Annotated in this window: 8 protein-coding genes; 6 read left to right on the forward strand and 2 right to left on the reverse strand. The window is 48.1% G+C overall.

Annotation, left to right across the window (positions count from 1 at the left end; translation table 11 throughout):
• Positions 1-113: 113 nt before the first annotated feature.
• The gene (locus ACZND6_RS07335) at positions 114-554 is read right to left on the reverse strand and encodes a DUF3597 domain-containing protein (protein WP_008811666.1); all 441 of its coding nucleotides are present in this window, start codon (positions 552-554) and stop codon (positions 114-116) included.
• 217 nt (positions 555-771) lie between these two features.
• Here ACZND6_RS07335 and ACZND6_RS07340 point away from each other — a divergent pair, with 217 nt between their 5' ends.
• The 3 genes from ACZND6_RS07340 to ACZND6_RS07350 all read left to right on the forward strand — a co-directional run bounded on the left by ACZND6_RS07340 (position 772) and on the right by ACZND6_RS07350 (position 5,121).
• Entirely contained in the window at positions 772-1,398 is a 627-nt protein-coding gene (locus ACZND6_RS07340; RefSeq protein WP_489524510.1) for a TlpA family protein disulfide reductase, read from the forward strand.
• 124 nt (positions 1,399-1,522) lie between these two features.
• Positions 1,523-3,169 carry a M20/M25/M40 family metallo-hydrolase gene (locus tag ACZND6_RS07345; protein ID WP_489524511.1) on the forward strand — a complete coding sequence of 549 codons (1,647 nt, stop codon included), beginning with the start codon at positions 1,523-1,525 and terminating at the stop codon, positions 3,167-3,169.
• Positions 3,170-3,321: 152 nt separating this feature from the next.
• Complete coding sequence (locus tag ACZND6_RS07350; RefSeq protein WP_293738491.1) at positions 3,322-5,121, forward strand: IS1634 family transposase; 1,800 nt, start codon at positions 3,322-3,324, stop codon at positions 5,119-5,121.
• Between the two features lie 145 nt (positions 5,122-5,266).
• On the opposite strand, the gene ACZND6_RS07355 is transcribed toward ACZND6_RS07350, so the two are convergent.
• The gene (locus ACZND6_RS07355; RefSeq protein WP_489524512.1) at positions 5,267-7,336 is read right to left on the reverse strand and encodes a glutamine--tRNA ligase; all 2,070 of its coding nucleotides are present in this window, start codon (positions 7,334-7,336) and stop codon (positions 5,267-5,269) included.
• 575 nt (positions 7,337-7,911) lie between these two features.
• Between ACZND6_RS07355 and ACZND6_RS07360 the strand changes: the two genes are divergently transcribed.
• From ACZND6_RS07360 to nrfD, 3 genes are read left to right on the forward strand one after another with little or no spacing between them, the layout of a single operon-like run.
• The gene (locus ACZND6_RS07360; protein ID WP_489524513.1) at positions 7,912-10,485 is read left to right on the forward strand and encodes a molybdopterin-containing oxidoreductase family protein; all 2,574 of its coding nucleotides are present in this window, start codon (positions 7,912-7,914) and stop codon (positions 10,483-10,485) included.
• A gap of 3 nt (positions 10,486-10,488) precedes the next feature.
• Complete coding sequence (locus ACZND6_RS07365) at positions 10,489-11,067, forward strand: 4Fe-4S dicluster domain-containing protein (RefSeq protein WP_008811671.1); 579 nt, start codon at positions 10,489-10,491, stop codon at positions 11,065-11,067.
• Positions 11,064-11,951: an NrfD/PsrC family molybdoenzyme membrane anchor subunit gene (gene nrfD / locus ACZND6_RS07370; RefSeq protein ID WP_418304551.1), complete on the forward strand. Its 888-nt coding sequence runs from the start codon at positions 11,064-11,066 to the stop codon at positions 11,949-11,951. The genes ACZND6_RS07365 and nrfD overlap by 4 nt, the downstream gene beginning before the upstream one ends.
• The last annotated feature ends 304 nt before the right edge of the window (positions 11,952-12,255 follow it).

Raw genomic sequence — 12,255 nt, forward strand, 5'->3', positions numbered from 1 at the left:
AGAAACCGCCGTAAAATCAAGGTGACTTGGCCTACCAGATCGGTACGGGCGGTGGTGTGAGAGGGTGTTCGCTGGAACTCAGCGAAACCCTACTCGATTAGAAATGAGAAACGTTACTTCAAGTCTTCGGGAACTTTGCCGCCGTTTTCGGCAAGCTTCTGCATAACGGCCTTAATCAGCCAAACGTTCATCTGAGAATAGTCACCGCCGATAAGGTTTTCAGGGCAGCCGAGTTCTTTTGCCAGCTCTTTACGATTAGCTAAAGATGGGTCCATTCCAAGAAGCTTCATAAGGTCAACAATAGAAGTTTTCCAGTTGAGTTTCTGTGGGTTCTTGGCTGCCAAAGCTTCGCAGACAGCAGCGACGTCTACGATTTCGGGCGATCCTGCAGGAGTTTCGGCTGCAGCTGGGGCAGCAGCTACAGTTTCAACGGCAGCGGCTTCTACGGGAGAGACCGGTGCTTCCGCTGCAGCAGCGTTTTCCCCTGCAACAGCTTCAACGGCCTTGTCTTTCACAAAACCAAGTTTCTGAAGAATTGTATTGAAAAGTCCCATAATTCACTCCTTTATCAATGGTGTTGGCAAATCTTTTCGCGCCGATTTCTCCGCAGGATGAATGACGCCGGTAAGACTTTTATCATCAAACTGTAATTCAATTGCGAAAGGATGGGTTTGGAAAGCCACCATCATGAGCGCACCTGAAAAACTCGTTACATCTGCGCTGAGTCGGTCGTTCTAAAATTTCGACAGCATAAAGAAAAAGTATTGAAAGATGAAAAAATTATTAGTACTCTCCTGCTTGGCGGGCACCGTCTTGTTCTCCTCGGTCCCGAAGGCCGCAGACTTTGATCGCGTTTACGAAACAGGAACACCTCTGAAGGCGCCGCGCACGATGCCGAATTTCCGAGAGCTCAAGTACGCTCTAAAGATGCCGCAGTTTGATCTCAAAACTATTTACGGAACAGACGTAAATTTGTCGGATTACAAAGGAAAGGTGATCGTTTTAAACGTTTGGGCTACCTGGTGCCGCCCCTGCGTCGCGGAGATACCGGAACTGATTACAGCACAGAAGGCCTTTAAGAACTCTGATGTCCGTGTTATTGGAGTTGCTGTTGACGGAGGGAATGTGGATCTTAAAAAATTCCTCGACAAGATCCGTGCTTCGGGTTTTGAAACCTTCATTGACAGCAACCAGGCGATTCCCGGGAAGATGGGAGTTTCTGTGGTCCCCACCAATTTCATAATTGACGGCAACGGAAATTTAGTGGCTTACGCTGAAGGTTATCTGCCATGGGAAAATCCTCAGATTATTTCTTTCCTGAAAGAAATCGGCAAGAAATACGCGTCCGGTCCTTCTGCGGCTAAAAAGCCGGCCCAAGCCCCTGTCGGTTCCGTTTGATCTGTTTTCAAAATTAGTCAGTTTTAGGTTAGCAAACTTAAAGCTTACTTTAACTTTTTGAACCGAAAAGAGGCGTTTTGAAGCCCTAAAATGACAAGACTTCACTAACTTCCTTGTGCTTGTCATGAAAACTGCCCAGTCGTCCCGAATTCTTCAGCTCACTAAAGAACTTTGTGCCATTCCTTCCGTTAGCGGTAGCGTCGCAGAAGAAAACCGCTGTGCGGACTTCATTACGTATTGTATGTTTTGCCTTGCACAAAAACATCCCGGACGCGTGCGAGTCTTTGAACCGGTCTGTGAGCGGGACCCCCTCGAGCGTAAGGCGGTTTTCGGACTGCTCCGAGCCGCCGTTCCTACCGATAAAACTGTTGTACTGACAGGTCACTTCGATGTCGTCGATACGCAGAACTGCGGTGATAAAGTACAGACGGCTTTCGATTTAGAACGTTACACGGAAGCACTTCGTGAACAGCCTCTGGATGAAACTGCTCGGAAGGATCTTGAGAGCGGCAACTGGCTGTTCGGGCGCGGCAGTATGGATATGAAGGCGGGCCTTGCGCTGTTTTTGGCTTCCATGGAGGAGTGGGCAGATGACCCGACTCTTGCCGTCAATATTCTTTTTTGGGCGGTTCCGGATGAAGAAGCCAACAGTGCCGGCATGATCGGTTCGTTAAGAGCATTCCTGCATATATGTGAAGAAGAACATTTGAAAGTCGTCGCTGCTCTTACCGGTGAGCCTTGTTTTTGGACGGCGGAAACCAAGACGGTACCGGCCGTGCGACCTTATTACACAGGAACCACCGGCAAACTTATGCCGTTCTTCTACGCCTTCGGCAAATCCGCACATATCGGCAATTATCTTCACGGCTTCAGCGCAGCGCTCTTAATTAGTGAAATCGTTTGTCTGGCAGAAGCCGACACCGCTTTATACGAGGGTTCCGGATTGGATCTTTTAGCACCTCCCGCCTGCTTAAGTATGGAGGTGCACCGCAACGGTTATTCGGTCACTGTGCCTGAAGAGGCTTCCGCTTACTTTAATGTTCTGACCGCCGCAAAGAAACCGGCGGATGTCCTTCGTTGGGCTCAAATGACAGCGGCGCGGGCTGCCGCGCAGGCCAGAAGCAAACTGATGCGTGCACTGCTGTTTGCCCAAGATAAAGGTGCAGACTTTCCTGACATTGATGAGGTCAATGTTGTTACCTTCGGGATGCTTCAGCGGATGGCTCGCCAGAAGACGGGGGAATCCTTCGAAGAAAAAAGAGATCATTTTTATCGCTCGCTCCCTAAAGATCTGGACATTCGGGAGGCGGCCCTGAAAGAATGCTCCTGGCTGTTTTTACAGGCTCAGATGCCACGGCCGACAATTGTAGTCGGGTTCCTGCCGCCGTACTACCCGGCTCGGCTGAATCGTCGACAGTCGCCTGATGAGCAAAAACTTAGAAAAGTGATGGAAGAGATGACGGAGCAGGCAAAAGTCTTGAGCAAAGACGAAGCAGTCCGTCTGCACGAGGTTTTCGGGGGCATTACGGATTTGTCCTTCCTAGGCTTTGAAGAAATGAGAGAAGGGGCCAAACAAGTCGGCGAGAACATGGCCAGCTGGAAGAAACTCTTTTATTTGCCGACCGATCTCCCGGGCGCCTTGGATATTCCGATTGCCAACATGGGGCCGGCAGGCCGAGATGCGCACCGAAGCACCGAACGTTTAGAGCTTGATTACTCTTTGAACATTGCGCCGAAGCTTTTGGCCGAAACGATTCAAAAGCTTTCCTAAAAAAGAAGGGACGGCTTCCCGAGTTTGATAGTTATTTTTGGGCCAAAGCCAGACCAGATCTGAGTTTGAGCCAAAAAATTTTTACCGTTAATGTAGTCTAAATGTAGCACTATATGATATAATTAAGAGTATCTCAGTCTTGGAGGGTGACAATGCCTCTGCACGTTTCAATCGTTTCGGTTAAGAATTACAAGTACATCCGTGTTTATTCAAGCTATCGAAATGAAAAAGGACAGCCTCGCTCCAGACTTATTGAAAATCACGGGCGGCTTGATGCTGCACTGCTCAAGGATCCTCAATACGTTGAGAAATTAAAGGAGCGTATTGCCAAGGAAAATCAGCTTGAAGCGAGCACCAAAGCTCAAGAAGTAGAAAAACAAGCCAAAGAGAGAATGGATAAACTCTCCCAGGCAGCCAAGGGACTCAACGACAAGCCCGGATGTTTTAAGACTTACAACGTCGGTGCCGCACTTATCAGAAAGGTCTGGTCCGACTTGAAGCTGCCGGAGATGTTTAGGCACCTACAGCGAAGCAGAAAGATTGAGTATTCTTATGATCAGACGGCTTATCTGCTGACAGAGCAAAGACTGCTGCAGCCGACGAACAAATTGAGAAGCTTTGCCAATCGCTCCGGAAGCATTATTGATCACGCAAAAGTCGATCACCTGGAAGATTTATATAAAGTTCTGGATCTCCTCCAGGAAGATAAGGCCACCATCGTGAGGCATCTGAACAAAGAAATCCAGAAGAAAACCAAGAGAAAGGTAACGGCAGCTTTTTACGATGTGACCACCTATTCCTTTGAGAGCCGCTGCGTATCTGACTACAAAGACTTTGGAATCAGCAAAGATCATAAAGTCAATGAAGTTCAGGTTGTTCTCGGGTTAGTCATGGACGAAAACGGCATACCCATCGACTACGAACTCTTTAACGGCAATACCAACGAGTTCGGGACAATGGTTCCGTTAATAGAAAAAATAAAGAAAACTTATCACCTCAAGCAGCTCATTGTCGTAGCAGACCGCGGTCTTAACAGCTGTCAGAATCTGTTTGATCTTAAAGATATCGGCTGCGATTTTGTTATTGCTCAGAAATTCAAAACTACTTCCGAACACTTGAAAGAGCAGATCCTGGACCAAGAAAACTGGCAGCAGTTCGTTTACAACGATGATGGAGTAGAGACTTGCCGATATAAGACGTTAGACGTAACGCAAGAGCTGCACGAGATGAGAGAAAGTCCGACGACGCATCGCAATTACAAGACGTCTAATGTCCTTGGCACTATGAATCTCAAATGGGTTGTCTCTCATAGTCCCTCGAGAGCCGCAAAGGATAAAGCAGATCGGGACAGAGCCATAGAAAAAGCCAAGAAGGCCGTCGCGGATCCTAGCCGACTTAAAAACAGCGGTTACAAGTCTCTCGTCAAAGTGCCGAAAGGCAAAGGCTCTCCCACAATTAACTGGGAGAAGATCAACGAACAAGCGAAGTGGGACGGTTATTACGTAATCTGTACCAATTTAAACATATCTCCGCATGATGCTACTGCCATCTATCGAAAGCTCTGGCAAATAGAAGACTGCTTCAGAGTCAGTAAGACATACCTCGAGGCTCGTCCCTGCTTTGTCTGGACCGATCCTCACATCTACGGTCACTTCCTGAGCTGCTTTATCAGCCTAGTCATTGAAAAGTACATGCTTTATACCTTTAAGAACGAACTGGGCAAAGAAGAGATAACTCACGAGAAGATGCTGGAAGCCTTGAGGACTGCTGAGGTCGTCTATGACGATATCAACCCTCAGGTACCCTTCTATATGAGGCTTTATGAGGTCGGTTTATTTGATCGGATGTCGGCACTGTTTAATTTGGAAATCCTTAACCGAGTTGAGAATCCGTCAGCCTTAAGGAGGAAACTGCATTTGCCGCTAACAAAGGTTGTAGCTACTCCGACGTAAATTTTAAAATTCTGAGAAGCCTGATGGATTCTAGCTTCTCAATGGATAAAGCTAGAGTCCACTGTCAAACTCGGGAAACGATTCAAAAGCTTTCCTAAAAAAGAAGGGACGGCTTCAGCCGTCCCTCTGGCGATTCAGTGCTTAATTATTTTCCGAAGGTGTCCTTCAGAGCAACTGCAAGGTTGAATACCAGGTTGTCCGAAGTGAAGTCCTTCTGATCAGCCACGTAATAACCGTTTCTTTCGAACTGGAAGCGGTCTTCGGGTTTGGCGTCTTTCAGAGAAGGCTCAACGTAGGACTGCATCACAGTCTTACTGTTCTTATTAATGAGCTCACGGAAGTCCACTTCACCGGCATCGGGTTTCGGAACAGTGAACAGACGGTCATAAAGTCTGATCGTTGCGGGAAGAGCATCTTTAACACTCAGCCAGTGAATGGCAGCCTTGGTCTTAATAGAGTTGGCGCCATCGGTACCGCTCTTGGTTTCCGGGAAGTATTCAGCGTGGACGGCTGTGATCTTGCCGTCCGAATCTTTTTCTACAGAGGTGGCCTGAACGACGTAGGCGTGACGCAGACGAACGGGCATTGCCGGTTTGTCAGCAGTTGCCAGTGTCAGGCGGCGATAGCCTTTGGGCGGTTCTTCCGCGAAGTCGCTTCTTTCAATCCAAAGTTCTTTTCCGAAGGAAAGCTTGCGAGAGCCGCGTTCCAGACGCTGAGGGTGATTGGGAGACTCGAATTCTTCGACCTGATCTTCCGGATAGTTATCAATGATGAGTTTGATCGGATCCTGAACGGCGATACGACGATCGGCTTCAGCATCAAGCACATCTCTCAGAGAACCTTCGAGAACAGAGTAGTCGATCCAGCTGCCGGTCTGTTTAGAAACCCCGACGCGATCGCAGAACAAACGCATGGCTTCGGGAGAATAGCCGCGGCGGCGCAGACCGACGAGAGTCGGCATGCGGGGGTCGTCCCAACCATCGACGAGGCCTTCTTTGACCAAGGCGATCAGTTTGCGTTTGCTCATGACCACGTAAGTCAGATTCAGACGATTGAACTCGTACTGATGCGGAAGCAGGAAGAAGTTCGGTTTAACGGTTGCGCTTAAAACGTCCTGCAGCAGCGGAGTGAAAACTTCCGGTTTGGCAGCAACGGCGTTCACGATGGCGTGCGCAGAAGCATCGTTCAAATTTTCGGGATTGGCCTTGATATCAGCTAAGAGAGAAGCGAGTTCTCTTTCTGTTTCGGTCTGGCCGAGTTTCCATTTGAATTTGACAGCAGCTTCGGCAAAAGGCTTGATTTCTTCGAAGCTCTTTTTCTGGAGGTCTGCCAGGACGGCTTTTGCTTTTTCAAAGAGCGGAGCGCGGGTAATGGGCACGGATCTTTCGGTTGCCCAGTTATAGAAAGCGCGCTGATCTTCAAATTCCAACGTGCAGATTGAATGAGTAATGTTTTCCAGAACGTCTTCGAGCGGGTGAGCGAACGTGTACATCGGGTAAATACACCATTTGTCGCCTGTACGATGATGTTCGGCAAAACGAATACGGTAAATAGCCGGATCACGAAGATTGATGTTGCGGGAGCTCATGTCAACTTTAGAGCGGAGAACCATGCTTCCTTCCGGATGCTTGCCTTCCCGCATTTCACGGAAGAGGCGCAGACTTTCTTCCGCCGGACGATCCCGAAACGGAGAGTCGACGCCGGGTGTGTGAAGTGTGCCCCGGTTTTCTTTAATCTGTTCAGCCGTTTGTTCATCGACGTATGCCAAGCCGTTTTTAATCATATGCTCGGCAATCTCGTACATATAGTCGAAGTAGTCGCTGGCGAAGTAGAAATTGGTTTCTTTGGCATCCTTCCAGTCGAAGCCGAGCCAGTTAACAGAGCCAAGAATGGAGTCTACGTATTCCTGGTCCTCTTTAACCGGGTTAGTATCGTCGAAACGCATGTGGCACCGTCCGGCATAGTCTTTGGCTAGACCGAAATTCAGGCAGATACTTTTAGCGTGACCGATGTGGAGGTAACCGTTAGGCTCAGGAGGAAAACGAAGCCGAACTTTTGCCTCATCGATCGGTCCTTCCATCTGCTCCGTGTAAGTGCCGGGATGTCCACACCAATGCCTGGGATCGTTTACCCCTTGTTTCAAGTCTTCGTTAATAATGTTGCGAAGAAAATTAGTGATGTGGCTGCTCTGAGCCTTTTCTTTGTTTTCGGTCATCGCTGTAGTAAAAAAGAGAACTAATTTTTCTATTCTACCTTTCTGTGTTTATTTGCGCCGAAAATACGAGGTTCTCAGCATGCGTTAGATCAAGAAGAAGAGAAGAAACATCGAAGGAAGAAAAGTTCAGGACGTGAAAAAATACAAATTCGCGAAGTATTAGGGATAACGAGCATTAGTCAATAAAGAAGTTTCAAGTATGGAAAAATCAAAATCGAGAGAAAATTACCCTCAGTTAACTTTCCATATAAAAAGACTTGGTTCTTCATTTTTAATTCTCATAACTTAGTTTACATTTTTATATATTTTCTTAATTTAATAAAAGAATTAGGCAAAAATATGTTTTTAACTAACTAAAAACCGAACTATTAATCGCATTTGGGTTATTTATAAAAAGATGAAAATTTGTACGTAAATAATTTCGGAAATTCAAGAAGATAGAGTCTACAGAGGAGGTTCGAGAATCTAAGACATTTGTCTTATAGGATTAATCTTTCTTAGGGATTACGATCGAGGGCAGTTAAAGAGATTACAACTCTTAACAATCCCCAATAACCTAAGGACAAGAAATTAAGATGTCTGACAAAATCGTAAATCTGTCCGTCTCTCGACGGGCACTTATGAAAGGAGGAGCTTTGGCTGCAGCCGCTGCCGCTTCTCCATGTCTTCCGAACTTGGCGTTTGCCGAACAAATTAAAAAACTCGAACAGGAAGGTTGGACAAAACGTCCCGTTGCCTGCACGATGTGCGGTGCGTTCTGCGGTCTGATTGAGATGCGTAAAGAAGGTGAGCCCGTTTCCGAAAAAACTGTTCGTATTTTCCCTAATCCGGGACACCCTCAACAGGGCTACTGCGGCCGATCCGCTGCAACTATGTGGGTTTGGAATCACCCGCTTCGTTTGAAAAAACCTCTGAAACGTGTCGGGGAAAAGGGCGAAGGAAAATTCAAGGAAATTACATGGGATGAAGCGTTGGACGGCATCGCCGGTCAGCTTAAAACGATCGTTGAAAAATATGGAGAAAGCAGCATTGCTTCAACTTCCCATACTTTCTCGGGCTTCAGCAAGTGGATTACGCTACCGCTGGGCTCTCCGAATAGTATTGGCCATGCTTCTTCCTGCAATGCGGGTGGTATCAGCGGTCGCCAGTGGGTCTTCGGAAAAGGCTTTGACGGTGCCGGCAAAATGGAGCCCGATTACGCCAACTTGCGTTATTTGCTTCTTATCGGCCGTTCTATGGGAGCCGCTATGGGAGCGCTCCATACTTTGAATGTTGCTCGTGCAAACGGGGCCCGTGTGGTTTCCATCGACCCGAGGATGCCGGACATCTCTTACGGTGATGTGGACTGGGTTGGTATTCGTCCCTCGACGGACGCTGCTTTCGTGATGGGTCTGATTAACCGCATGATTCAGGACGGTACAGCCGATTTTGATTTCATTCAGAAGCATACCAACGGCGCTTATCTTGTCAGAGAAAACGGTCATCCCTTGACTCAAGCTGATTTCGTCGCAGGCGGGGATAAAACAAAATACGCCGTTGCCAATGCTGCCGGAGAAATTTCCTTCCGAGGACTGAAGAAAAATGAAACCGGAGAGATGGTTTTTGACGAAGATCCTTCTTTCAAGGCTGTCCTTGAAGACGTCGCTCCGGTCAAACTTGTTGACGGGATCACGATTCCCGTTAAAACCGCTTTTGAAGTCGTCAAAGAGACAGCGGCTCCTTACACACCGGAGAAAGTATTTGAAATCACCGGCGTTGAGCCTGGCATCCTGCTCCGTATCGCTAAGGACTTCACGAACCTAAAAGGCGTGATCGATGACGGCTGGTACACCTCTAAGAACGGAACCGACGTTCAGCTGTATCAATTGATCTGCATTGCCAACGCGATGAACGGCAATATAGATATTCCTGGAGGTTTGGTTGTAACAGTCGGGGCCGGCCTCAAGATCCCCAGTGTTTCTGCAGGCAAAGGTCCCAACGGCGAAACTTGGCAGATGGCTAAAGAAAAGCGCATCGACAAGATCGTTTATCCGGAAGCATCCGCAACTTTTAAGGTTGCGCTCCAGGCTGCTGTTACCGGCAAACCTTATCCGATCAAAGGTGTTTTCTTCGTGGGAACTACGATGTTCCATCGTGAGGCCAATTCTCAAGAACTTGCAGAACAGCTTAAGAAGCTTGAGCTTTGTGTCGTTCAGGATGTTCTTCCGCAGGAACTGGTTGACTATGCCGACTACGTGCTCCCTGCCACATATTTCATGGAAAGAAAAGAGATGGCTGGTGTTAAGTGGGCGCTTGACGGCTCCATTTATCTTTCCGACCCAGACCTTACGCCGCCGAAAGGTTGTGAAGCTCGTCACGACGTGTGGATCCTTTTGGAAATTCTGAGAAGAGCTTTCCCGGAAAAAGCAGCGCGCGTCGGATACAAGGAATGCAAGACGGCCGAGGAGTTCAATAAATACTTTGATGCCTTTACGAACAAAGGTTTTAATAAGTTCCTGGCACAGTGCGAAAGCCAGAAACCGGGCTGGGCCGCCAAGATCAAGAAGGATATCGAAACACAGGGCTGGTCAACGATCAAGACAAAGAAATACAACCAGTACCCGTATCACAAATCTTTTGGAACACCGAGCGGCAAGGTTGAAATCTATGCCTTCCAGAGCTTCAAGAACGAAGCCTACGAAAAGGCCATTGCTCCGATTTCCGGTTACATTCCTTCGCCAGCGTTCACCGCACCGAAGCAGAACAGCAATGAGTTCATCCTGGCTTCCGGAAAGAACTGCGTCACCTGTTCCGGCCTGAATATGTTTACGCAGCCCACTCGCTATTTGGGCGACAGAACCGTTTGGATGAATCCGGTTGATGCACAGAGACTGGGTATTAAAAACGGGGATATGGCCGAAATTGAAGGTATCGATACTAACTATGTCGGCCAAGCAAGAATTACCGTCACCAATAAGGTTGTACCGGGTGCAGTTTTTGCCTTCGGTTTCTCCGGAGGCAACAGAACTAAGCACCTTGTAAACGACCCCGAATACCAATTTGTGAAAGAAGGTATTAACTCTCATTGGTATGCGACAGGTTATGCGCAGCCGGTCTTCGGCAATGTTGCGAATAACAGTTCCGTGCGCATTAAGAAGGTAAGAGACTAAATCATGGTTCAAAAGAAAAAACAATTAGCGCATCTTTTTGATGCCACACAATGCATCAGCTGCGGTGCCTGCATTTTGGCCTGTTCTCAGACCAATTTCCCTGAAATGCACAACCAGAGCATTCCGGGGAGAAACTGGCCCGCATCCAATATTCGTATTTTCCGTTCTGAAGAACGTCGTCCGGTCAATCTGCTGGTTCAGTGCCAGCAGTGCGAAAACGCACCTTGCGTTAAGACTTGTCCCTTTGGCGCGAACTATTACGATGAAAACGGTCTTGTCAGAAATGATCCGGATAAGTGCGTCGGCTGCAACTACTGTATTGCCAGCTGCCCGTACGACGCTCGCTGGAGTCATCCGATCACGGGTCTGCCGATGAAATGTATCAGCCCGGGGTGCATGGAGATGATTAACGAAGGCAAGCAGCCGGCTTGTGTTCAGGCGTGCCCCGCGGAAGCCCGTCTCTTCGGAGATATTTTGGATCCACAGTCTGAAATCTCTAAAAAGATTGCTTCCAGCAGAACCGAGCTTCTCATGCCGAACAAAGGCACGAAACCTAACTTCTTTGTGGTGGTGTCCAAATGATCGAATTAACTTCTTTTACTCCTCAGCTCCAAGCCGCTCATTGGGGGTGGACGATTGCCATTTTCCTTTGGCTCGTCGGTCTCGCCGGTATGGGATTTTTTCTGAACTACTGGATCAGACAGAAGAACTTTGTTTATCTTCTGACGGTTTCAGGCATTCTCGGAACGCTCTTAGTGGTCAGCCACTTGGCTAGGATGCTTAATCTTCCGTTTGCCGTTTTCAGCGCTTTAGCGGACTTTTCCTTTAATTTCCAGTCTTGGATGTTCATCGGCATTTGTCTGCTTTCGCTGCTGTGCATCGGTTCCGTGTTCTATTCCATGATCTGCGCCAAGATTATTTTCAAGAGTGAATACTGGCAGAACATGACTAAGTCCAATTGGTTCAACGGAATTTTTGCTGCGCTGGGCGTTTGCAGCACGATTTATTCCGGCTTCCTCTTGACTCAGGCCGTCGGCATCTCTCTGTGGAATACCGCTTTGATTCCGCTGCTTTGGATCATGTCCGGCATGGCCAGTTCCATCGGCTGTATTGAACTTTTCATGATCATGAAATGGATCGATCCGGATACCGTTCGCTGGAGCAGAAGAACTTCCTTCTGGGTTGAAGTTGCAGAACTGTTCACCATTTTTGCCTTTGTCCACGTTGCTTTGGGTTCCGCGCTTGCCGGTGCCAGAGCCGGTGCAGAAGCTCTGATCAGCGGTCCTCATGCCGTGATGTTCTGGGTCGGCGTGATTATTCTCGGTTCTGTCGTGCCTCTGCTCCTGAATCTGCTGACACGCAGCCATAAGATTTTGGCCTGCAGTGCGATCCTCGGCATCATCGGTGCGCTCCTGCTGAGAGCTTCCATCCTCTTCTCCGGATACTACGATCCGATCATGTTCTAAGACTTGGCGCCGCCTCTCAGGTCTGGAGGCGGTAATTACTTAGTTGCTCCTTGATGCCAAGCGGCATCTTCGAAGGGCTGTCTTCGGGCAGCCCTTCGCCTTACTGGCTTGGCTGTTCTCTTCGCAAATGAGTTCTAGAAGAATTAGAGAGCCCGAATACATGCCCGAAGAAACGGCCTGAAATCGTTCTCCTTCCAAAATCGATTAGATGTCCCTGTGTCGGTTGTTTGGAGAAGATCTGTGAGAGAAAGAGGCTTTCTGAAAAGGTATCCAAAACATTGGATTTTAACCATCACAAGCTTCC

The organism is Parasutterella sp., assembly GCF_057870745.1.

What these genes read in the sequence shown, in the direction of transcription:
- ACZND6_RS07335 (WP_008811666.1), bottom strand. Translation starts at nt 554, where the DNA reads ATGGGACTTTTCAATACAATTCTTCAGAAACTTGGTTTTGTGAAAGAC.
- ACZND6_RS07340 (WP_489524510.1), top strand. Translation starts at nt 772, where the DNA reads ATGAAAAAATTATTAGTACTCTCCTGCTTGGCGGGCACCGTCTTGTTC.
- ACZND6_RS07345 (WP_489524511.1), top strand. Translation starts at nt 1,523, where the DNA reads ATGAAAACTGCCCAGTCGTCCCGAATTCTTCAGCTCACTAAAGAACTT.
- ACZND6_RS07350 (WP_293738491.1), top strand. Translation starts at nt 3,322, where the DNA reads ATGCCTCTGCACGTTTCAATCGTTTCGGTTAAGAATTACAAGTACATC.
- ACZND6_RS07355 (WP_489524512.1), bottom strand. Translation starts at nt 7,336, where the DNA reads ATGACCGAAAACAAAGAAAAGGCTCAGAGCAGCCACATCACTAATTTT.
- ACZND6_RS07360 (WP_489524513.1), top strand. Translation starts at nt 7,912, where the DNA reads ATGTCTGACAAAATCGTAAATCTGTCCGTCTCTCGACGGGCACTTATG.
- ACZND6_RS07365 (WP_008811671.1), top strand. Translation starts at nt 10,489, where the DNA reads ATGGTTCAAAAGAAAAAACAATTAGCGCATCTTTTTGATGCCACACAA.
- nrfD (WP_418304551.1), top strand. Translation starts at nt 11,064, where the DNA reads ATGATCGAATTAACTTCTTTTACTCCTCAGCTCCAAGCCGCTCATTGG.